Genomic DNA, 21,327 nt, shown 5'->3' with positions numbered 1-21,327 from the left:
CTAATGATCATTTTTCCCTTACAATAGGGATGCGCAACATAAACTCTGTTCCTTTATCAACTTCGCTCACAACATCTATCTGACAATGATAAGCTTCCACAATTTCACTCAAAATAGATAACCCAATTCCTAAACCAGCTTGTGTACTTACACGATGGCGTGACTTATCAGACCTATAAAAGCGCTCAAAAATATGCTGTAAATCTTCTTTAGAAATTCCTTCTCCCTGATCTTTAACCCTGATCAAAGCATACTGTTCCTCTAAACCTATTGATAAGTCAATAACCTTTTTATCTCTAGAATATTTAACAGCATTATCCATTAGGATAGTCAACGCTTGTTCAAAATGATTTTTATACATCTTAATCATAATAGGCTGAGCCATCTGATCACTTAAGGTGATGTCAAAATCAGGGTGTAATCCTTTAAAGTTCCCCACAATGGCAGCACTGGATGTTTGAACTATACAAGTATCATTTTGATGCTGCTCAAAACTTCCTGTGATACGCACCATCTCAAGCATATCATTAATCATGATATTCATACGATTAATTTCTACTGAACTAACCTCTAAGCTCTCTTCTAGAATTTCAGGATCATTTTTCCCCCAACGCTGCAACAAATCTAAATGACCCTTAATCACAGCGATAGGAGTTCTAAGTTCATGACTGACATCGCTAATAAAACGAACTTGGCGATCATTTTGCTCACTCAACCGCTCCAGCATCTGATTATAAATATGAGCTAAACTTTCAATCTCATCGCCAGTATGAATTTCTACACGCTTAGATAAATCTGAAGGATTTTTCACAACCTCACGCATGGAAGCATTTAAGGCATGGACAGGACTTAAAAAACGCCTAGAAAACTCAACAATAACTAGCTGACCAATAATCAAAATAAAAATTTCCATGACAACCAAAAAAAATAACACACGATTACGAATATTATAATAAACTTGTAAATTTTGAAATATTTGAATATAACCTATAATCTTTTTAGAGTTGGATTTTGCATAAATCGGCTTAGTCAGCACATATCCTTTCACGTTACTGTAGGCCGTTGAATAAATCTCCCCAACATATCGTAAGGTTGGAGGATTTTTTTCAGAATCTGTTGTAAAAATTAATCGCTTTTGACTACTGTAAATATAAGCTTGTTGTGTTGATATCAAGACAGAGGACAAATCTCTCATTTCTCGAAAAATATGATGTTCCCTAATCGATTCTTGAACCTTCACCACATCAGAATCTCTATGCGTATAAAGATAGTCTGATAAATTATCTAAAGTCAACTCCTTATCAATCTCAGACAATTCCGTACTCAACTTTTGACTATTTGCTTGAAGTGTCTCTTTTTCATGATTTAATAATATATAATTCATAGAAGCATAAGCCAAAAGTGTTACAATAGTAAAAATAAACAGAAAAAGGAAAAAAGTCGTCACAGACAATTTTCCTTTTAAACTAGCACGGTGATAATACTCACGTATTTTTTTTAACATTATTTTTCACGTACCACATATCCCATTCCACGAACGGTCTGAATATAACTTTCACGTCCTGGGACATCAATCTTACCACGAAGGTAACGAACATAAACATCGACAACATTAGTCTCAACCGCTTCATCATATTTCCAGACACGTGAAAGCAACTCCTCACGTGTCATTACTCGATTGACATTACTCATCAATGCGTTTAGCAAGTCAAACTCACGTTTTGTCAATGGGATAGTTGTGTCACCACGAACCACTGAACGATTTTGACTGTCAATCTTTAAGTCACGATAAATAGCTGAACCATCAGAAAAGGATTTTTCACTTTCAAAATCTTGACGACGGAAAGTCGCACGAACCCGTGCTAACAACTCCTCAATCGCAAATGGTTTAACAATATAATCATCAGCACCTCTATCAAGACCAGACACGATATCCATCACGGAATCACGCGCTGTCATCATAATCACATAAGTCGTTTTTTCTTGACGAAGTCGACGTGTTACTTCGTACCCGTCCATCTCTGGTAACATCAAGTCTAAAAGAATTAAATCAAAATCATCATCTATTGCTTGCTCTAGGCCGCTACGACCATCATGAGCAATCGTTACCTCATATCCCTCATGTTGCAACTCCAGAGAAACAAAGCGAGCGAGATTTTTTTCATCTTCAATAATTAAAATTTTCTTTACCATTTTCACCAACCTTCTTCCTTTATAGGATATCATGAAGTTATCATCACATCCAAACTTAACGCATCGGTATAATTATACTATCTCTTGTTAGTTTTTTCAATCATTTTTAAAGCAAAATAATTATTTTACATCAATTCACTCATCACTGTCAAATAATTTGCTCAGAGAAGCAAATGGACTAGACTCGGCTTTTTTTTCTTCTTGCAAATCCTTGTACTGACTCTCTGTCAAGACCGACCACGATTGACCTGAGGGCATGGTATCATCGTTTTCTTCTTCAGTCGTCAAAACTTTCATTGGAATATTAAGAATAATATTATCCGCAACACTCTCCGACAAACTGAGAGTCGTTCCATCTAGAACTAAGACTAAATCTTCATCTACTAAATCTTGCTTAGCAACCAGTTCTTCAGCTGAAACAAAAACTTCTACAACCCCATAGGACTGCTCTAACTCAACAGGTGTCATAGATCGACTTGAAGGGAGAACCAAAACATACGACAACTGATACTCCAAAAGGTATAGTCCATTTTCATAAATCAACTGGCCTTTAGCCAAGATATCTCTAATATCCAAGATTTCACTGTTACGATCTTGTAACTCTTCTTTTAAATCCAATTGCTCTTCAAAGGTTATTCCCTCAGGCTTTTTTTTAACATCTAAAAGATTAAATATCATAGTTTTCCTTCTACCAACTCATTTAAGGTAATTTGACGCGTTTCTCTAATAATCTCTAAAATTTCCTGAGCAGACCTGGGCTCTCTTTCCTCCAACCAAGTTAGGATGATAGAAATAATACTCATCACACTCAGATTGATGATATACTGATCCGGCAACTCAGGAAACCTATTTTCTAATTCATAATCTTCAAAAATAAATTCTTGAATAAAAATAATGATATCTTTTTCAAAATATTTATCACCATTTACCCCTAACAATCCTTTGAAAAGCTCAAAATGATTCTCAATATAGTAAATGAGGTCAGTTATTTTTCTTTGGAAACTCTTGTTATCTGAAGCAGACAAAAACTCTTCTTTAAATTGTGCTAATAAACCTGTTTTTTGACTATTCAAAAAATCATCTATGTCTACATAATGTAAATAAAAAGTCCCACGAGAAAGCCCTGCTTTTTTCGTTAAATTAGAAACAGATACCTTATGAAAAGGTACTTCCTGTAATAACTCTACCAAGGCTAAATCTAAATAACGTCTGGTATTTTCCTTCTTAGTACTATATCCTGTCATAACTCTTTCAGAATAAACACCATGTTAAATTTATATCATAAAATTAACAATATGTCTATTTTTTTGTTCATTATCCTTCTAAATCATTTTTTCTCACCTAAATTTTATCAAACAAGAAGTAAAACAGCAAGTTTTTAGAGCTTCTGTTATTTTATTCTTACTTTATAAGCTTATTCGATATATTTCTTTAATTTCGACTAGATATTAAGAAATATTGATTTTATATTCTATATATCGGAAATCATATGACTCAACAGAGCACTAATGAAATAGAACGAGTTAGAAAAAAGTCTGAAGATTTCCAGACTTTTCTATAGACTATCTAATGTCTCAAATTTCAAAACTATTAAAATCAGTATCTTTACTTTGAAAACTTACATCTTTTTTAAACGCTCAATTCTATCGGAGATAGGAGGATGAGTATAAAACAAAGACTGATAGCGGTTTGTTTTTTTCGGGTCATTGATATACAAGGCACTACTAGCATCGTCCACCTCATGCTCCATCGGTACAGAGTGATCTAATTTTTCAAGTGCACGAATCAAACCTTGAGGATTTCTGGTCAACTCAACACCAGAAGCATCAGCTAAATACTCTCTCTGTCTAGAAATGGCCAGTTGCACTAGAGTGGCAGCTAGGGGCGCTAAGAGAATAGTGATTAAAGAAAAAATCACCATTACTAAGTCTGAACCAGACGAACGGCTATTGTCTTGGCGACGCTGAGAACGACCTGCACCGTACCACATCATTCTCCCTCCCATACTCGAGAGCATGGTAACTGCACTAGCTAAAGCAACCGCAATCGTAGAAATCCGAATATCGTAATTTCTAATATGACTAACCTCATGGCCAACGACACCTTCTAGCTCTTCTCTATTCATCACAGATAGTAATCCCGTTGTTGCAGCAACCGCCGCATTTTCTGGACTAGATCCTGTTGCAAAAGCGTTCAACCCTCTATCTTCTATCACAAAAACTCTAGGCATGGGAATTTGGGCCACCATAGCCATATCCTCAACAATATGATAATAATCAGGATAGTCTTCGATGCTAATTTCTCTTGCGCCATTCATAGACATGACCACATTAGTCGATTGAAAAATCATACTAAAAGCGTAGATGATCCCAATAATTAAGGCTACCACCATACCGCCTAGGCTTGAGCGTAACCACAAGTAACCAACTGCTGCGCCTAAAGCGGCTAAAAGTGCAAAGAAAACGATGAGTAAAAAAACTGTTCGCCTTTTATTTTGAGCAATTTGGTCAAATAACATCCCATCACCCCTTAAAAGTTAAACTCAACCTTTGGCACAGCTTTTTCTTCTTCAGGAATTTCTAAAAATTCACTTGGCTTAAATCGGAAAATTTTTGCAATAAGATTACTTGGGAAAGTCTCTAGTTTCACATTATAATTTGCAGTTGTGGTGTTATAAAGCTGGCGTGAATAAGAAATTTTATTTTCAGTATTCGTCAACTCATCTTGCAACTTAACAAAGCTAGCATTAGCTTTTAGATCAGGATAGTTCTCTGCAACCGCAAAGATACCTGACACTTGACGACTTAGCGCATCACTAGCTACCATCGCTTCACTAGGTGTCTTGGCATTCGCCACCTGTGCACGCAACTCTGCGATACTCTCTAGCGTCTTTCCTTCATAGCTTGCATAACCTTTCACCGTTTCAATGAGATTAGGAATTAAATCATTTCGACGTTTCAATTGCACATCAATCTGACTCCAAGCCTCTGTTGTCTGCATACGACGTTTTACCAAACCATTGTAACTAAAAATTCCCCCTATTACTAAAATAGCAACTACAACTAATCCAATAATGATTCCCATTTTTGTCTCCTTTTTATTTTCTTTCCATTATAACAAATTTCTTGAAATAAGGAGAAAAACACATCATCTCTTTTTTAATCCTGCCACACCTTCTATTTTTATGATAAAATAATCAAGAATAAAGGAGAAACTATGACCAAGCAAGAATTTTATACCCTACTAGCTCAAGCGGGTTTTGAGCTAACTGATCAGCAAAAAAATCAATTTGAACGTTACTTTACCCTCCTCGTTGAATGGAACGAAAAAATCAATCTCACTGCCATCACCCAAAAAGAAGAAGTTTATCTCAAACACTTTTATGATTCCTTAGCCCCAGTCCTAATGGGCTACATCAAAAATGAGCCTATCTCCATCTTAGACATTGGTGCTGGAGCTGGTTTTCCTAGTTTGCCAATGAAAATTATCTGTCCCAACTTGAAGGTTACCATTATTGATTCACTGAACAAACGTATCAATTTCCTCCATCTTTTATCAGAAGAGTTAGGGCTTCAAAATGTACGCTTTTTCCACGGTCGAGCTGAGGATTTTGGACAAGATAAGGCTTTTCGTGGACAGTTTGATATCGTAACCGCAAGAGCTGTTGCAAGAATGCAAGTACTATCTGAGCTTACTATTCCTTTTCTAAAGGTTAATGGGCAAGTCATTGCCTTAAAAGCCAGCGCCGCCGACCAAGAATTAGAAGATGCCCAAAGAGCTCTTAACTTGCTCTTTGGTAAAGTTGATATCAGTCAGGATTACCAACTGCCAAACGGGGATGATCGCAACCTTACTATTGTCACTAAGAAAAAAGAAACCCCTAACAAATATCCTAGAAAAGCGGGAATGCCAAATAAAAAACCACTCTAAACCAGTTATTTAGAAAAACAACTTACACGCTATCAACCGAAAATTTCCCTTAATAAAGGCTTCCCATCTTTTAAAGTCCATCTTCACCCTCTCCATGACCAAGAGGTAAAGATGGATTTTTTATCGTCTAAATATCATCTGACAGACTGTCTTTCAAATAACTTTCTAGTTGGCTTTTAAGTTGACTAAGACGTTTTTGGCTAGGAACTTGTCTAATACCATATCCCAATAAATAAGGAGATACCACATAACGAGGCATGATTTTACATACAAAGCCCTCTTTTATAGGATATAAAAATAAATTATAGGAAGCTTCCTTATCTTTAAAATAAACGTGTGTGATAAAGCGTAAAACTAACTGAGATACATCCGCTAGGATTTCTAAATGCGAGCGTTTAGAGATAATAATATTAAACTCTAAACCACCTGCAATGGGATCCGAAGATAAGACCAGCCTAGCACCTTGTCTAAAAGATTGAACCTCCAGTCCCTCAAAAGCACTTTCTTGAATAAAAGCATAGCCGTCAACGGTTTCTAGCCCCACAATTTGAAGGTGAGGATGGCGCAAACTCCCACCAGACAAGGGACCAAAATTTTTATAGCATAAAACCGATTTAAATTTCTCAGATTGCTCTAGGTACTCAAATTTTTCTACTGCATAAGAAAATAGCTGTCGGTTATAATCCCTAGAATAAATCGGAATATCTCCATCATGCCAATCTGACTCTATAATCAAGGTTTGATAAGCCTGCTCTAAAACAGGGTATTTGTTTTCAACCCAAATCATTTGATCTTGTCGATCCAAGACTTTTCCTAATTCTTCTTGATAACAAAATGGACAACGATCTTGATTAGTTGGTTTCTTCTTTGCGATACTACTATTAAATGTTAATTTAGCCCGTGTCATATTTTCTCCTTTTCTTTTATTATACGCAAGGACTTCTCCTTGTCAAATCTCACTGCACTTTATTTTTTTGATATAATAACTCTAGTTTATCTTGGAGGTTCTATGAAAAAATCAATCCTCACTTATCCACTATCAACCACTCAAAAACTTAGCCTTAGTTTTATTGGTCTTATTTTTATCGGAAGTTTATTATTAGCATCACCTATAATGCACTATCCAAATGCTCCTGAAACAAGCTATCTTGATCATCTTTTTACTGCCGTATCTATGGTCTGTGTGACGGGGTTATCTGTATTTCCTGTCAGTGAGGTCTATAATGGACTGGGCCAAGTTACTGCAATGGCCTTAATGCAAATTGGAGGACTTGGCTTAGTCTCTTTAGTCGCCTTTAGCCAATACAGCCTCAAAAAACGCCTCTCTCTGCGTGATCAAACATTGCTACAATCTGCAATGAGTCAAAGCACCCATCACCACTTAAAAGAATATCTCTTTTTTGCCTATCGTCTTACCTTTGGAATTGAATTAATCTGTGCGATTTTATTGGCATTTGATTTTATTCCTAGATTTGGATGGGGAAATGGAATCTTCAATAGCCTTTTTTTAGCAGTTTCAGCTTTTTGTAATGCTGGATTTGACAATATCGGTCAAAATAGTTTACAACTTTTTGCTCTTAACCCCTTGATTAATCTTGTCCTTGCTTTTTTAATTTTTTCTGGAGGATTGGGATTTAATGTCTGGCATGATCTTTACAATAGCTACTTAAACAGCCGACCACAACCACGATTTTGGGCGAATTTTTGGAAACACTTATCGATTCATTCTCGCTTAATTCTAAACAGTACGGCTATCATTCTCTTATTGGGAACGGGCTTATCTTTTCTACTAGAATATAATAACTCCGAGACCTTAAAATATTTGACCTTTCCTGAACAAATCTTGGTCAGTTTTTTTCAAAGTGTCACCATGAGAACGGCAGGTTTTTCAACCTTATCCTACCTAGATACTGGTCATGCTACAAATTTTCTCTATATCTTACAAATGTTGATAGGAGGAGGGCCTGGAGGAACTGCAGGAGGAATTAAAGTCAGTGTTGCAGCCATTTTATTTCTTTTATTTCGAGCAGAGTTGGCAGGACAATCCCAGGTCACCTTTCAAAATCGGACAATCCCTCAACGTCTTTTACGACAGACCCTCACCGTCTTACTCTTCTTCTTTGGGATCCTAATCATTGGCTATCTACTATTATTAGAAAACGAGCCTCATTTAGACCCTTTTGCCCTATTTTTTGAAGCTAGCAGTGCTATTGCGACTGTTGGGGTTAGTATGGAGTTGACAAGCCAACTTTCGACAATAGGACGATGTATCATCATGGCTCTCATGTTTATCGGACGTGTTGGGCCCATCACGGTCCTTCTTAGTATTTTACAAAAAAAAGAAAAAGACATTCACTATGCTGAATGTGATATTATTATTGGATAAGGAAAAACTATGAAAAGAAAAATTATTGGTGTTTTGGGGCTTGGTATCTTTGGTCGTACTGTCGCAAAAGAACTCGCCCGCTTAGATCAAGATGTCATTATCATCGATAGCGAAAAGCAATATGTCCAAGAATTAGCCGATCAGGTCACTAAAGCCGTTATCGGTGATATGACGGATATTGATTTTCTAAAATATGTCGGTATCGACCAGTGCGATACCGTTATTGTCGCAACAGGAACTAATCTTGAAAGTGCTGTCTTAGCTGTTATGAACTGCAAAAAACTAGGAGTCTCACAAATTATTGCCAAGGCTAGAAGCAAAACCTACGAAGAAGTCCTCTACGGGATTGGTGCCGACTTAGTCATCGCACCCGAACGTGAAGCAGGGGTAAATCTTGTCTCTAGACTCTTACGAAATAGTATTAATGACGTCTTTCATTTTGAAGGTGATGTGTCTATTGTTGAATTTAAAACCCCTAAAAAATGGATTGGAAAATCTATTCCTCAACTCAATTTACGTCAACAATACGATATCAATGTCATCGGTATTCGTTCTAATAAGGGAGGGCCAATCAACACGACTTCTATCTTACAAGCTCCGCTAGAGGCTAACAATCTTATCGTAGCTGTTACCAGTTCTAAAACATTTGAAAAATATGATTATTTAGGGTATTTTGACTAAACGAAAAACTAGAATTTCTGATTCTTTCCAACAATTGAGATAAGGTCTCCAAAGTTGAAGGAAGTTGAAAATTCTAGTTTTTATTTTAAATTATTTTATTTCCAAGGATTATAAAAACGTCCACCATTGAGATAAAAGAGATAAAAACTTGTTAACAAAATTAGCACTGCCAAAAGTAGGACAAGGTAGTCATACCAAAGGAGAGCTTGCCCTTTGTACCAGCTTCTTTTCTTCTCTTTACCAAATCGACGCAACTCCATAGCAGTTGAAATCGTATCAATACGCTCAAGCGAACTAAAAATAAGAGGCGTAATAATCCGTATATTTCCTTTAATCCGCGAAAAAAGACTAGCTTTTGAGGATAATTCTAAACCACGAGCCTGTTGGGAGAGTTTAATCATGTGAAATTCCTCTTGAAGATCTGGAATATAGCGTAGCGTCAAACTGACCGCATAGGCTATCTTGTAAGATACCCCAATTTGATTGAGACTAGCTGCAAATTGACTAGGATGAGTGGTCACCAAAAAGATAATTGCTAGAGGAACCGTACAAAAATATTTTAAAATTAAATTTAACAAATAAAAGAGTTCTTGGCTTGTGATGTTAAAACGCCCCACACCTTCTACCAAAACTGTTTTTGCTCCATAGATCTCCTCACCATAAGCTGGTGCAAAAAGATAGACCATCACAACATTTAAGGTCGCAAAAGTCAAGATAAACATCAAGACAAATGAAATATCACGCAAGCGTATCCTTGCCAAACGAAATAAAACTAAGGATAAAAAAGAGACCAGGGCAATCAAACGCGTATCGTAAGTTGTCATACAGGCAATCGATACCAGAAGGAAAAAAACTAGTTTAGTGGCCCCAGATAGATCATAAAGAAAACCCTGACCTTCATGAAAACCAATCAAACTATTAGATTGTTGCATCATTATCTCCTCTCTTTTTAATATAGTAATCTGTCACTTGCTCAGGATCTTCCCCTATTTTTTGAGCTAAGGCAAATAGACTCGTTGGCTTTAAGTTAGCCTGCTCTAAGACAGCTGGCTGGTTTAAAACTTCTAGTGGACTAGCATCTGCTAAAATACGCCCTTCTGCTAAAACAATAGCGCGATCTGAGTATTCTAACATCAGTTGCATATCATGTGTAATCATGATAATAGTGTGTCCTTTTTCCTGCAAGCCATTTAAAAAATTCATTAAGTCTGTGTAATTTTTTTGATCTTGTCCTGCAGTAGGTTCATCCAAAATAATAATTTCTGGGTTCAAAACCAGAATTGATGCGATACTAACACGTTTTTTCTGGCCATAGGATAGGGCAGAAACGGGCCAGTTTCTAAAAGCATACAGACCGCAAACTTTCAGGGTCTCATAAACCTTTTCTTTTATGACTTCTTCTTCTATCCCTCTTAGACGTAGTCCTAGAGCCACTTCATCAAAAATCATTGTCTGGCTAATCATTTGGTTGGGATTTTGTAAAACATAACCAATGCGACTAGCTCGCTCTGTCATCGAATCATCTGCTATATTTTTTCCCTTATAAAAAATCTGACCTTCTGCCTGAACAAATTGACATAAGCTTTTGGCAAAGGTAGATTTTCCTGCACCATTTTTTCCAACTAGAGCTATCTTTTCACCTTTATAAACGCTTAAGTTGATATCTTTCAAAATAGGATTTTCTTTACGATAAGCAAACTGCCATCCCTTTACTTCTAAAACCACGTCAGATTGTTTTTTCTCTAGAGTAGAAGTCTCGCCACTTAAGGAATAAGTTGGTAAATCTAGTCGATGAAGTTGATCCAGATACAGCTCTTCTTCAAACGGATAACCTAGAGAGCGTAAGACGCTAATATAAAGAGGTTCACGAATACCATTTTCATTTAAAAGATTAGTCTTTAAAAGCTCACTGACCGATCCATTAAAAAGAATACTGCCGTCATTGATAAGAATAATGCGATCCACCTTACGATAAATGACATCCTCTAAACGATGCTCGATAATGATTGTTGTCCCGCCAGTTGATTGATGGATATCATCAATCAAAGCAATCGTATCTTGTCCTGATTTAGGGTCTAAATTGGCTAATGGTTCATCAAATAATAGAATCGGACTTTCATCGATAAGAACACCTGCCAAGCTGACCCTTTGTTTTTGCCCCCCTGATAAGTCTTGAGGACGATGATGTAATAAAGGTGTTAAGTCTAAATGCTTAGCCCAAAAATTAACTTTATCTCTCATTTCCTTTTGAGAAACCACATCATTTTCAAGCGCAAAGGCTAAATCCTCAGCCACACTAAGACCAATAAATTGCCCATCTGTATCCTGTAACACGGTACTGACCAGATGAGATTTATCATAGATTGATAAGTCAAAAGCAGGTTTTCCATCAATCAAAAACTCACCCTCGTGCTCACCTTGATGAATATGAGGAATAATCCCATTCAAACACTGTCCTAATGTGGATTTCCCTGATCCAGAAGGACCAACAATTAAAACCTTCTCTCCACGTTTGATAGAAAGATTGATATTTTTTAAGGTCGGCTCCGATTGAGCATCATATTTAAAACTAAAATTTTTAAATTCTATCACGTTATCTGTCATTTTATCTCTTATCTTTACATCTCATCTAAAAGTTTACTTTATTATTTTACCACAGTTACAGAATATGAGAAAACTCAGCTGACAAACAACTGAGCTGACTCCTTAATCTTTGGATAAACTTCCTGATTGTGTTCGAGTTTTAGCATATACTGCTAAAAGTAAAGTGCCACCAATAGCAATGGTTGTTGCATTAGACAAGCCAGCAACAAGCCCTTGTGTATAAACTTTACTTGAAGGTTCTTGATAAACCAAGATATCTCCAATAGGAGCAATCAAGCCCCAAACCAAAAGGTTAGCAACAATTTGTACGACATTAAATGTCAAGATATCTTTCTTAGGAAATAGCCCTTTTTCAATTGATAACCTTTGCTTCAATAAACCAATAGCTAGCCCTAATAGACCACTTGGAATAACCCAGGTCCACCAGATTCCGTAACCTGAAAACATATCTTTTACCATATGTCCGATAAAGCCAACCAAGCCACCAACAACTGGGCCATAAATTACAGCAAAAAGAGCCTGAACTGCATATTGCAATTGAATGCTAGTATTTGGAACTGGGCTTGGGATATTCACCAAAATTCCGATGACTACAAATAAAGCTGCTCCGATACCTGTTGCCACTACATTTTTAATCGTATTATTTTTCATAACTTCTCCTAAATTTTCTTAATTTCAAGATGCCATTGGGGTCCCACACCGACATTATAAGCCTTGGCAAAAGAACCTTGGTTAATAGCCAGTCCCAAACGATAAAGTGAATTGATATATAAAATAGGTTGACCAATTCGAACATCCGCAAATGATTTACCATAAGTCACTTGGTTTTGATAGACTAACATATCATTATTATAAATGGTCACTTCAAATCGATCACCGAACTCTGGATCTAAACGATAAAACTCTTCACGCGTGATAGAGGTCCAAAGCGAGCCAAAACGGACATCTAAAATATCAATGGCACCTTTCACCAAATCCTCTTCTACTAGGGTCTCCACAACTGGCAACTCCACAATCGCATCAACCGAGAGCTCTGGACCCACCTCTTCAAAACTAATATGGCCTGAAGCAAGCTTTGCCCCTGTAAAAGCATAGACATCACGTCCATGGAAAGTATAAGATAGCTCGGTATTTTCACGGCGGTTTTTAACCTCTGAAATTTCACGAACAGCCTTAATACCAACATGTTTTTTAATATAAGACAAAGTCCCGTTATCTGGTGTTACAATATACTGATCTGCATTGGTTAGAGCAACAACACTTTTACGATCTGATCCCACACCTGGGTCAACAACTGAAACAAAAGTAGTTCCCTTTGGCCAATACTCTATGGTTTGAAAAAGGCGATAGCTTGCCTCAAAAATATTATAAGGTGTGATTTCATGGGTCAAATGATGAACCCCAAGATTAGGAGCTTCCTGAAGGGCCACCCCAATCATAGCTGAAACTGCACCATCAACCAAGCCAAAATCTGATTGCAAAACCAATAACTGATTACTCATAAAAAACCTGCACTTTCCATATTATTGAATATCAATAATAACATAGAACAGTGCAGGTGTAAAATACCGATTTATTTGAGCTAGATATAGTTTTAGACTATAAAATCTTAGCGTTTTATTTTTTCTTTCCCCAAACAGACTTTTCAGCTACAGCTGTAAAAAGAACATCTGTTGAAGAATTAAGGGCTGTTTCAAATGAGTCTTGCAAAACACCAATGATAAAACCAACTCCTACAACTTGCATAGCGAGATCATTTGAAATACCAAACAAACTACAGGCTACAGGAATCAAAAGTAAAGATCCTCCAGCAACACCTGATGCACCGCAGGCAGAAACTGCAGCCACAACACTAAGAAGAAAAGCTGTCGCAAAATCAACCTCAATCCCCAGGGTATTAACTGCTGCCATAGTTAATACATTAATAGTAACTGCTGCACCTGCCATGTTAATAGTCGCACCAAGTGGGATAGAGATAGAATAAGTATCTGGATCCAATCCTAAACTCTCACACAATTTCATATTAACAGGAATATTGGCTGCAGAGCTTCTGGTAAAGAAAGCTGTCACGCCACTTTCTTTTAAGCAACGAAAGACAAGTGGATAAGGATTTTTTCGCATCATCACAAAGGCAATCAAAGGATTGATGACTAAGGCAATGAAAAACATGGTGCCAACCAAAACCGCAAGAAGCATCCCATAATCAGCCAAAATGCCAAGACCATTTTCTGAGATGGTTGTAAAAACTAGACCCATAATTCCAAATGGAGCTAGGTTAATAATCCAGCTTACCACTTGGGAAGTCACTTCTGCCAGAGTATGTAAAAGGTCTTTGGTATTAGGACTGGCAGTTCTCATTGCAAAACCAAAAATAACCGCCCAAAATAAAACACCAATATAGTTTGCCGTTGCTAGAGCATTAACTGGATTATCCACTAGGTTTAACAATAAACTTTGAAACACTTCTGCTACACCTTGTGGAGGGCTCAACTCACCCGTCTCTGCTTTTTTTAACACCAACTTTAAAGGAAAGATATAATTAACAATAACAGCCATTAACGCTGCCGCAAATGTCCCTAAAAGATAAAGCCCCACTACTGTTTTCATATTAGATTTTTGACCTTCTCTCGTTTGAGAAAGGGCATTCGCTACTAAGGCAAAAACCAACAAGGGAGCGACAGCTTTTAAGCCCCCTACAAATAAGCTCCCTAAAAGGCCTATCACTGTAAATTTCGGTACTACTAATCCTAAAACAATCCCAAATAGGACACCAATCATAATCCGTTTAATTAGACTGGTTCGATTCCACGTTCTGATAAATCTAGACATGTTACACTCCTTCATTTTTTCACATTCTCCATCATATTATAAATTAAAGCGCAAGTCAATCTTTCCTTCCTCTTCTTCACTGAGCTATTTATTGAATTGTATAAAATTGACTTGAATTGTATGACAATTTAAGCTATAATAGATTTTCAAAATGTTTATGACTTGGAAAGGTTTTATATGAAAACAAAACAATTTGACGCTAAAGTCTATACCGTTATTGGTTTTATGCTTTTTGCGCTTTTCTTTGGCGCTGCCAACTTAATTTATCCTGCCCTTCTAGGAATTTATTCTGGTAAAAATGTCTGGGTATCTATCCTAGCTTTCTGCCTAACAGGTGTTACCCTTCCTTTTCTAGGTGTGATTGCAACAGCATGGTCTGGAGCAAAAAATATGGAAGAATTGGCTTCACGTGTGTCTAAGCCTTATGCTATCTTCTTTTCTGTGGCTCTATATCTTTCAATCGGACCATTCTTTGCTATCCCAAGAACTGGTGCAACCTCTTATTCCATGGGAGTGGAACCTATTTTTGGTTCTAGCTTAGTGGTCAAAGTCATTTATGCTTTAATTTTCTTTGGGTTATCCTACTGGATGGCTATTAAACCTAGCAAGATGACTGAGCGTATTGGGAAATACTTAACACCGACGCTTCTCATCACAATTGCAGTTGTGATTATCATGTCCTTTATCAATCCTTCTGGATCTCTTGGAGCAGCACACAATGCGAGCTCTAGTGTCAACGATGCTTTCAAGGATCTTCCATTTATCGCTGGACTCATTCAAGGATATGGAACAATGGATGCTCTTGCTTCCCTTGCTTTTGCAGTTCTAGTGATTGATGCGGCTAAACAATACGGTGCAACCTCTGAAAAAGAAATCTCAGGCTTGACCATCAAATCTGGTCTAGTTGCTATTTCTCTCCTAGCACTCATTTATATCTTTGTAGCACGTATCGGCGCAACTTCACAAGGGTTATTTGATTTTTCAAATGGACAATTTGTACAAAATGGAATGCCTATTGATGGAGGACACGTCCTTAGCCAAGCTTCCAGACTCTATCTTGGGACAATTGGGCAAAACATTCTTTCTATTATTGTCTTTCTTGCTTGCTTGACCACTTCAACAGGATTGATCACAGCTTGTGCGGAATATTTCCATGGTCTTATTCCAAAAATTTCTCATGTGATGTGGGCAAGCATCTTCACTTTGATAGCAACGACTTTCTACTTTGGTGGCTTGTCTGAAATTATTAAGTGGTCTGTTCCTGTCCTTTATCTCCTTTATCCTTTGACGATTACTTTAATCTTCTTAGTGCTAGGGGATAAATACTTCCACTCTCATCGTAGTATCTATGTCTTTACCATCGGGTTGACGTTTTTCGCTGGGCTTTATGATGCTATTTCTACTTTTGCCACTATGACAGGATTTTTTACTATCCCATCAGCTTTAAGTCATTTCTTTACCAAGGTTGTTCCCCTAGGGCAATATTCACTAGGTTGGGTAACTTTTGCCCTCATTGGATTAATCCTTGGGCTAGTTTTCTCAAAGGTTAAAAAATAAGTAAATACAAAAACGACTACCAGATTTTATATCTGATAGTCGTTTTTTATGTTCTTAAACAAAAGCTTAACGGTGACTGATTTTTCGTGTCAAACTATCACCCGCAAACTGAATAGCAAAAATAATAAGAAGAATAATCAAAGTTGCCACAAAAGTAACATCATTGTTGAAGCGGTTATAACCATAAGAAATGGCCACATTTCCCAGACCACCTGCACCAATAGCACCAGCCATAGCCGTTTCACCAACTAAAGAGATAAGGGTTACTGTTGACACACGGATAAGATCTGGTAAGCCCTCTGATAAGTAAACCCCAACAATATCCCAAGTTGTCGCGCCAGAAGCTTGTGCTGCTTCAATCACTCCTTTATCTAGCTCTGATAAAACGACTTGCACTTGTCGTAAAAAGAAGGCAAATACTGCTACAGATAAGGAAACATTAGCAGCATCAGGCCCCAACATTGTCCCAACAATCAACATGGTCACAGGCATCAAAATCGCCAATAAGATGATAAATGGAATAGCTCTAAAAACAGAAGCAATCTTATCTAAAATCCAATAAATTGGCTTATTTTCAATAACACCACCTGGTCCTGTCATAACCAATAAAAGACCTGCCGCTAATCCTGCTATCCCACCAATGATAAAAGGGATAACCGTCATATACAGTGTCGTAAAAATTGCAGTTCCCCAACCAGCATCACCACTCCAGCCCAATTGATACACATTTGGTAGATATGTTTGAATTAAGTTTGTCATTTAAGCACCTTTCTTTAATACGATTAAATCAATCCCTGCCTCTTTAATAGCTACTTGAGCCTGTACTAGTTTTTCTTTTTCACCTGATAAGACTACAATCAACTCACCAACAGGAGTATCTGATAAAATCTCAATATTGGCAAATAAAATATTTGCTGTTACTTCATAACGTTTATAAATCTCGTTTAAAATAGGTTCATCAGTAGAAGTTCCTGCATAGTTGAGTTGAGCTAACAGAGCATTTGCTGGAAGATGCTGAACAATATCTTGTTGTTCAATTTTTTCCATAGCATCTTCAATCCCTGTAGCAACCTTGATAAAATCTTGGGTCAACGTCTCTTTAGGATTAGAAAAGATATCAAGAACTGTTCCTTCTTCGATCAGTACTCCATTTTGCATCACGGCTACACGATTACAAATATCTTTAACAATCTGCATTTCATGGGTAATCATCACAATCGTAAGACCCAATTTTTTATTAAGATCTTTCAATAAGGCTAAAATCTGTTTTGTAGTTTTAGGATCTAGAGCTGATGTGGATTCATCTGAAATCAAGATCTTAGGGTCATTTGCCAAAGCACGCGCAATCGCAACACGTTGTTTTTGTCCCCCAGATAATTGAGATGGGTAATTATCAGCACGTTCTGCAAGGCCAACCAAGTCTAGTAATTCTTCAACTTTTTTAGCTTTCTCCTCTGTCGTCAAAGAAGAGTGCTTAAGGGCAAAAGCAACATTTTCACGTGCTGTTTTTTGTGCCATCAAGTTAAAGTGTTGAAAAATCATTCCAATATCACGGCGTTTCTGACGTAAGGCTGCTGGATTCAGCTGAACTTTTTCATCTGAGAAGGTCACATCACCATCAATTGTAATCTTACCAGCTGTTGGAACTTGTAGTAAGTTGATCACACGAACAAGGGTTGATTTTCCAGCACCAGAATAACCTACAATACCATAAATATCACCTTGATTGATATGAACGGTAACGTCTTTGACAGCTTCAATGACACGTTTTTTCTGATGAAACGTAATGTCAATATGGTCTAATTTAATAATAGGATTAGGCATAAGATTTTATTAACTCCTTAATTAATTCAATATGGGTATAATAATCAGCTATAGAAACATTTTCATCTCCACCATGATCTCGACTATTGGCATTACCTAAGCCAAAAGCTGCCATAGGGACACCTAATGCTTCATATATGGTGTGCATAGGACCCGTTCCTGCAGCAGTAGGCAGGACACAAATTCCTTCTGGATAAAAAGCTTTAGCTAGTTCAATAACTTTTAAAACAGCAGGTGATGACATATCGGATCGATAAGCTTCCTCACCAAGAGTATAGGTCACACGGATATGATCATAACCTGCCTGTTTCAAATGTTTTTGAATTTGCTCTAAAACATAGTGAGGACTAAGACCTGGAACCAAGCGCATCTCCATCTTAGCAGAAGCCTTAGACGGAATAATGGTTTTAACACCTTGACCTTGGTAACCAGTGCTCAACCCTTCTATTGAGAGGGCAGGTTCAAAATAATAAGTTCTTAAAAAATCACGACGTTCTTTTTTAAGAGCAGGTAATCGCAGACCATATAGTTTTCTTAAAGTTTCACTATTTTCAAGAGCATACTCCTCAACTAAATCCAACTCACGCTGACTAGGCTCTTTAATCTGATCATAAATCCCCTCAACTAAAATCCGACCAGTTTCATCCCGTAAACTGTTTAAAGCACTTAGTAAATACCAAGAAGCCGAATCAATTACTGCACCAAACTTTGAATGAATATCAACATCAGCACTTTTGACAGATAAATCAAAAGTCACAATGCCTTTATTACCACCTGTGATTTCCAGTTGACCTGAACTATTTTTAGCTCCTTGCTCCCAAACAAGAAAATCTGCTGGAAGAAGATCTTTCTGATACTTGGCAAGATATTTATCCAAATCCGTTGAAGCAGACTCTTCTGCTCCTTCCATGATAAAAGTCACATTAACAGGAAGAGGACCAACTTCTTTAATATATTTTCTGACAGCTGTTAAACGTGCCGTGATGTGTCCCTTGTCATCATCAACCCCTCGACCATACATGTAGCCCTTTCTAATGGTCAATTTAAAAGGATCATCCGTCCACTTTTGGTCCTTATCTGCTGGTACAGTATCATAATGATTATAAAAAATAATGGTTTTAGCATCAGGATTTGGACTTTTAAACTTGGCTATGACAAAAGGAGCCGTATAAGATTCATCAATCGTCACCTCTGCACCAACACTTGAGAAAACTTCTCCTAAATAAGCCGCTACGTCAGCTAAGCCAATTTGTTGCGCAAAAATTGACTTTTTTGAGATTAGCGTCCGCAAAACCTCAAAATAATGTTGGGCAACTTCATCATTTTTAAATTTTTCAATTTGTTCACGCTCGCTTGAAAACGCCATCTTCTCTCCTTATACGACAAAATGGAGCTGGGAAAATCCCATGCTCCGTAAGTTAACTCAACCTCTTATGTTTTTTACCAAACTGGAACATCTACACCATTTGATGTTTCTTCAATCACTTTTTTCACTTCATCTGTGTGATAAGCTTTGATCAACTTAGCAATATCATCCGCTTTGTCTGATTCTTTATAATCTTTTGGAGCTGCAATAATATTGATCCATTGTTTTGCTGAATCCTCATCTGCTTGCTCTTTATAAAGTGAGGTATTATAGTCAATACCTGCTGGTACTGCATAGCTATTGTTCACAATAGCCGCATCAGCTGATGTCAAAGCACGAGCAGTCTGGCTAGCATCTAGCTCTTTAATATCAAGATTTTTCTTATTTTCAGTGATATTAGCAATCGTTGCAAGTTCCTCACCTGAAACATCTAGTTTAATCAAGCCCGCTGCCTGAAGAACATATAGAGCACGGCTTTCATTTGTCGCATCATTTGGTACCGCAATTTGAGCACCATCAGGAAGATCTGAGACTTTAGTGTATTTTGCTTTACCAGAAGAATCTGTACCAGAGAAAAGGTTAATTGGGCTAATATAAGTTTCTGCAGCAGATACTAAATCCCCTTTATTTTCTTTATTCCAGTTGTTAAGGAAGTTATAGTGTTGGAAGGCATTAAGATCCACTTCTCCATTTGCTAATGCCTTATTAGGTTGTGAATAATCTGTAAACTCCTTGTATTTCAAGGTAATGCCATCTTCTTTTAGAAGTTCTTCAATCTTTTCCCAACGAGCTTCATCTGACTCTGTTTTAGTCATAACACCAATTGTTAGGGTATTTTTATCTTCTGTTTGCTTTGAGCCACAAGCCGCTAAAACTAGTGTTGATGCTAAAGCTAATCCTGTAATTCCTAATACTTTTTTCAATTTCATGATATTTCCACCTTTAATTTTCATCTTTAACTGTTTTCTATTTTCTCACAATATAGGTCATCTAGCAAATTGTTATTAGCTAAGTCTGGATATAGAAAATAACTATAAGGTAAATCAAACGTCTCGTTTGACAATTTTTAAAAAAGCCCAGAGCATATTGCTCTAGACTTGATGTGATTATTTGTTAGGAACAGTTAAGTCATCTGCTGTTGGAACATAGTCCCCACCAAGATATTCTTTGGCTAACTTAGACAATGTACCATCTGCTTGAAGCTCTTTTAGTCGCTCATTAACAAATGTTTGGAGCTCTTCTTGATCTTGTCCAAAAATAAAGTAGATGAATGGTTGTTCTTTAGATTCTAACTCAATCGTCTGTAAATTATCTAGACCTTGGTTTTTAATAACAGAGTTAACTGTTGGGGCATCAAAAATCTTAAAGTCTGCTTTCCCTTCACTCAAGCTAGTCAAAATTTGAGTGATATTTTCATTAGTATATTTCAATTCAACAGGATTATCTTTGTGACTATCATTAAACTCTTTTAACTGAGCCTCAGTTGTTGTTCCTTGTACAACCTGAGTAGAGTGTCCAGCAATGTCCTCATACGACTTAATCTCTGAATCTTTTGGAACGGTTAAAACTTGAGGAGTTGACCCAATTGGGTAAGAATAAAGGTATTTAGCCCCACGTTCTTCTGAGTAACTAATGTTGTTTCCACCCATTTGGAATTTTCCAGAATCTAGACCAGTAAAGATAGAAGTCCACTCTGTTTTTTGAAACTTCACTTCATATTTATCAGAACCTTCAAATACAGCTTTAGCCACTTCGATATCATAACCTGTTAACTCACCATCTTTTTCATATGAAAATGGTGCAGTTGTCCCAACAGTAGCAAATACAACTTCTTCTTTCGAGCTTGATGCAGTACTACTTTTTGACGATGATGAACTGCATGCCGCTAAAACAAGAGCCGATGCTGCCGCAATACCTGCAAACGTCACTACTTTTTTCAATTTCATATTATTCCTCC

21 protein-coding genes are annotated in these 21,327 nt (G+C 37.0%); 4 read left to right on the top strand and 17 right to left on the bottom strand.

Features of this window, described 5'->3' with window-relative positions; all coding sequences use genetic code 11:
• Positions 1–7: 7 nt before the first annotated feature.
• The 6 genes from ACQRDX_RS02750 to ACQRDX_RS02725 all read right to left on the bottom strand — a co-directional run bounded on the left by ACQRDX_RS02750 (position 8) and on the right by ACQRDX_RS02725 (position 5,277).
• Positions 8–1,504, bottom strand: a complete 1,497-nt coding sequence (locus ACQRDX_RS02750; RefSeq protein ID WP_427894279.1) for a HAMP domain-containing sensor histidine kinase — start codon at positions 1,502–1,504, stop codon at positions 8–10.
• Complete coding sequence (locus ACQRDX_RS02745) at positions 1,504–2,193, bottom strand: response regulator transcription factor (protein ID WP_354369078.1); 690 nt, start codon at positions 2,191–2,193, stop codon at positions 1,504–1,506. The genes ACQRDX_RS02750 and ACQRDX_RS02745 overlap by 1 nt, the downstream gene beginning before the upstream one ends.
• Before the next feature lie 135 nt (positions 2,194–2,328).
• The gene (locus ACQRDX_RS02740) at positions 2,329–2,868 is read right to left on the bottom strand and encodes a YceD family protein (RefSeq protein WP_427894346.1); all 540 of its coding nucleotides are present in this window, start codon (positions 2,866–2,868) and stop codon (positions 2,329–2,331) included.
• Positions 2,868–3,437 (bottom strand): TetR/AcrR family transcriptional regulator, encoded by a 570-nt coding sequence (locus ACQRDX_RS02735; protein ID WP_354369080.1) that lies wholly within the window; start codon positions 3,435–3,437, stop codon positions 2,868–2,870. Before ACQRDX_RS02735 ends, ACQRDX_RS02740 begins: the two co-directional genes overlap by 1 nt.
• Before the next feature lie 374 nt (positions 3,438–3,811).
• The gene (gene htpX, locus ACQRDX_RS02730) at positions 3,812–4,711 is read right to left on the bottom strand and encodes a zinc metalloprotease HtpX (RefSeq protein WP_427894282.1); all 900 of its coding nucleotides are present in this window, start codon (positions 4,709–4,711) and stop codon (positions 3,812–3,814) included.
• Positions 4,712–4,722: 11 nt separating this feature from the next.
• On the bottom strand, positions 4,723–5,277 hold the full coding sequence (locus ACQRDX_RS02725) for a LemA family protein (protein ID WP_354369084.1): 555 nt from the start codon (positions 5,275–5,277) through the stop codon (positions 4,723–4,725).
• Positions 5,278–5,409: 132 nt separating this feature from the next.
• Between ACQRDX_RS02725 and rsmG the strand changes: the two genes are divergently transcribed.
• Positions 5,410–6,123, top strand: coding sequence for a 16S rRNA (guanine(527)-N(7))-methyltransferase RsmG (gene rsmG / locus ACQRDX_RS02720; RefSeq protein ID WP_427894284.1), 714 nt, complete (start codon positions 5,410–5,412; stop codon positions 6,121–6,123).
• Positions 6,124–6,250: 127 nt separating this feature from the next.
• Here rsmG and ACQRDX_RS02715 read toward each other — a convergent pair whose 3' ends face one another.
• Positions 6,251–7,030: a DUF4931 domain-containing protein gene (locus ACQRDX_RS02715; RefSeq protein ID WP_427894286.1), complete on the bottom strand. Its 780-nt coding sequence runs from the start codon at positions 7,028–7,030 to the stop codon at positions 6,251–6,253.
• A 102-nt stretch (positions 7,031–7,132) separates the two neighbouring features.
• Here ACQRDX_RS02715 and ACQRDX_RS02710 point away from each other — a divergent pair, with 102 nt between their 5' ends.
• Both ACQRDX_RS02710 and ACQRDX_RS02705 read left to right on the top strand, forming a co-directional pair.
• Entirely contained in the window at positions 7,133–8,509 is a 1,377-nt protein-coding gene (locus ACQRDX_RS02710) for a TrkH family potassium uptake protein (RefSeq protein ID WP_427894288.1), read from the top strand.
• A 9-nt stretch (positions 8,510–8,518) separates the two neighbouring features.
• Positions 8,519–9,190, top strand: coding sequence for a potassium channel family protein (locus ACQRDX_RS02705; RefSeq protein ID WP_354369092.1), 672 nt, complete (start codon positions 8,519–8,521; stop codon positions 9,188–9,190).
• A 95-nt stretch (positions 9,191–9,285) separates the two neighbouring features.
• On the opposite strand, the gene ACQRDX_RS02700 is transcribed toward ACQRDX_RS02705, so the two are convergent.
• From ACQRDX_RS02700 to sstT, 5 genes are all read right to left on the bottom strand, one after another.
• Positions 9,286–10,122, bottom strand: coding sequence for an energy-coupling factor transporter transmembrane component T family protein (locus ACQRDX_RS02700; protein ID WP_354369093.1), 837 nt, complete (start codon positions 10,120–10,122; stop codon positions 9,286–9,288).
• Positions 10,109–11,794, bottom strand: coding sequence for an ABC transporter ATP-binding protein (locus ACQRDX_RS02695; RefSeq protein WP_427894291.1), 1,686 nt, complete (start codon positions 11,792–11,794; stop codon positions 10,109–10,111). Before ACQRDX_RS02695 ends, ACQRDX_RS02700 begins: the two co-directional genes overlap by 14 nt.
• A 102-nt stretch (positions 11,795–11,896) precedes the next feature.
• Positions 11,897–12,445: an ECF-type riboflavin transporter substrate-binding protein gene (locus tag ACQRDX_RS02690; protein ID WP_354369097.1), complete on the bottom strand. Its 549-nt coding sequence runs from the start codon at positions 12,443–12,445 to the stop codon at positions 11,897–11,899.
• An 8-nt stretch (positions 12,446–12,453) separates the two neighbouring features.
• Entirely contained in the window at positions 12,454–13,296 is an 843-nt protein-coding gene (locus ACQRDX_RS02685; RefSeq protein WP_354369099.1) for an SAM hydrolase/SAM-dependent halogenase family protein, read from the bottom strand.
• Between the two features lie 115 nt (positions 13,297–13,411).
• Complete coding sequence (gene sstT / locus ACQRDX_RS02680; protein WP_427894294.1) at positions 13,412–14,623, bottom strand: serine/threonine transporter SstT; 1,212 nt, start codon at positions 14,621–14,623, stop codon at positions 13,412–13,414.
• 177 nt (positions 14,624–14,800) lie between these two features.
• Between sstT and brnQ the strand changes: the two genes are divergently transcribed.
• Positions 14,801–16,180: a branched-chain amino acid transport system II carrier protein gene (brnQ, locus tag ACQRDX_RS02675; protein ID WP_427894296.1), complete on the top strand. Its 1,380-nt coding sequence runs from the start codon at positions 14,801–14,803 to the stop codon at positions 16,178–16,180.
• A gap of 66 nt (positions 16,181–16,246) precedes the next feature.
• Here brnQ and ACQRDX_RS02670 read toward each other — a convergent pair whose 3' ends face one another.
• The 5 genes from ACQRDX_RS02670 to ACQRDX_RS02650 form a co-directional block, all read right to left on the bottom strand.
• Entirely contained in the window at positions 16,247–16,939 is a 693-nt protein-coding gene (locus ACQRDX_RS02670; RefSeq protein ID WP_427894298.1) for a methionine ABC transporter permease, read from the bottom strand.
• Entirely contained in the window at positions 16,940–18,004 is a 1,065-nt protein-coding gene (locus ACQRDX_RS02665) for a methionine ABC transporter ATP-binding protein (protein ID WP_427894300.1), read from the bottom strand.
• Positions 17,997–19,370 (bottom strand): M20/M25/M40 family metallo-hydrolase, encoded by a 1,374-nt coding sequence (locus ACQRDX_RS02660; RefSeq protein WP_427894302.1) that lies wholly within the window; start codon positions 19,368–19,370, stop codon positions 17,997–17,999. The genes ACQRDX_RS02665 and ACQRDX_RS02660 overlap by 8 nt, the downstream gene beginning before the upstream one ends.
• A gap of 74 nt (positions 19,371–19,444) precedes the next feature.
• Positions 19,445–20,299, bottom strand: a complete 855-nt coding sequence (locus tag ACQRDX_RS02655; RefSeq protein ID WP_427894304.1) for a MetQ/NlpA family ABC transporter substrate-binding protein — start codon at positions 20,297–20,299, stop codon at positions 19,445–19,447.
• 177 nt (positions 20,300–20,476) lie between these two features.
• A complete protein-coding gene (locus ACQRDX_RS02650) occupies positions 20,477–21,316 on the bottom strand; it encodes an amino acid ABC transporter substrate-binding protein (protein ID WP_427894306.1) in 840 nt (279 codons plus the stop codon).
• Positions 21,317–21,327 lie beyond the last annotated feature (11 nt).

The sequence above is a fragment of the Streptococcus sp. SGI.013 genome, from assembly GCF_050315295.1.
Classification (GTDB): domain Bacteria; phylum Bacillota; class Bacilli; order Lactobacillales; family Streptococcaceae; genus Streptococcus; species Streptococcus porcorum.
Note: the sequence above shows the minus strand (reverse complement) of the source record. Positions and strands in the feature narration are given on the sequence as shown.

What these genes read in the sequence shown, in the direction of transcription:
- ACQRDX_RS02750 (WP_427894279.1), bottom strand. Translation starts at nt 1,504, where the DNA reads ATGTTAAAAAAAATACGTGAGTATTATCACCGTGCTAGTTTAAAAGGA.
- ACQRDX_RS02745 (WP_354369078.1), bottom strand. Translation starts at nt 2,193, where the DNA reads ATGGTAAAGAAAATTTTAATTATTGAAGATGAAAAAAATCTCGCTCGC.
- ACQRDX_RS02735 (WP_354369080.1), bottom strand. Translation starts at nt 3,437, where the DNA reads ATGACAGGATATAGTACTAAGAAGGAAAATACCAGACGTTATTTAGAT.
- htpX (WP_427894282.1), bottom strand. Translation starts at nt 4,711, where the DNA reads ATGTTATTTGACCAAATTGCTCAAAATAAAAGGCGAACAGTTTTTTTA.
- ACQRDX_RS02725 (WP_354369084.1), bottom strand. Translation starts at nt 5,277, where the DNA reads ATGGGAATCATTATTGGATTAGTTGTAGTTGCTATTTTAGTAATAGGG.
- rsmG (WP_427894284.1), top strand. Translation starts at nt 5,410, where the DNA reads ATGACCAAGCAAGAATTTTATACCCTACTAGCTCAAGCGGGTTTTGAG.
- ACQRDX_RS02715 (WP_427894286.1), bottom strand. Translation starts at nt 7,030, where the DNA reads ATGACACGGGCTAAATTAACATTTAATAGTAGTATCGCAAAGAAGAAA.
- ACQRDX_RS02710 (WP_427894288.1), top strand. Translation starts at nt 7,133, where the DNA reads ATGAAAAAATCAATCCTCACTTATCCACTATCAACCACTCAAAAACTT.
- ACQRDX_RS02705 (WP_354369092.1), top strand. Translation starts at nt 8,519, where the DNA reads ATGAAAAGAAAAATTATTGGTGTTTTGGGGCTTGGTATCTTTGGTCGT.
- ACQRDX_RS02700 (WP_354369093.1), bottom strand. Translation starts at nt 10,122, where the DNA reads ATGCAACAATCTAATAGTTTGATTGGTTTTCATGAAGGTCAGGGTTTT.
- ACQRDX_RS02695 (WP_427894291.1), bottom strand. Translation starts at nt 11,794, where the DNA reads ATGACAGATAACGTGATAGAATTTAAAAATTTTAGTTTTAAATATGAT.
- ACQRDX_RS02690 (WP_354369097.1), bottom strand. Translation starts at nt 12,445, where the DNA reads ATGAAAAATAATACGATTAAAAATGTAGTGGCAACAGGTATCGGAGCA.
- ACQRDX_RS02685 (WP_354369099.1), bottom strand. Translation starts at nt 13,296, where the DNA reads ATGAGTAATCAGTTATTGGTTTTGCAATCAGATTTTGGCTTGGTTGAT.
- sstT (WP_427894294.1), bottom strand. Translation starts at nt 14,623, where the DNA reads ATGTCTAGATTTATCAGAACGTGGAATCGAACCAGTCTAATTAAACGG.
- brnQ (WP_427894296.1), top strand. Translation starts at nt 14,801, where the DNA reads ATGAAAACAAAACAATTTGACGCTAAAGTCTATACCGTTATTGGTTTT.
- ACQRDX_RS02670 (WP_427894298.1), bottom strand. Translation starts at nt 16,939, where the DNA reads ATGACAAACTTAATTCAAACATATCTACCAAATGTGTATCAATTGGGC.
- ACQRDX_RS02665 (WP_427894300.1), bottom strand. Translation starts at nt 18,004, where the DNA reads ATGCCTAATCCTATTATTAAATTAGACCATATTGACATTACGTTTCAT.
- ACQRDX_RS02660 (WP_427894302.1), bottom strand. Translation starts at nt 19,370, where the DNA reads ATGGCGTTTTCAAGCGAGCGTGAACAAATTGAAAAATTTAAAAATGAT.
- ACQRDX_RS02655 (WP_427894304.1), bottom strand. Translation starts at nt 20,299, where the DNA reads ATGAAATTGAAAAAAGTATTAGGAATTACAGGATTAGCTTTAGCATCA.
- ACQRDX_RS02650 (WP_427894306.1), bottom strand. Translation starts at nt 21,316, where the DNA reads ATGAAATTGAAAAAAGTAGTGACGTTTGCAGGTATTGCGGCAGCATCG.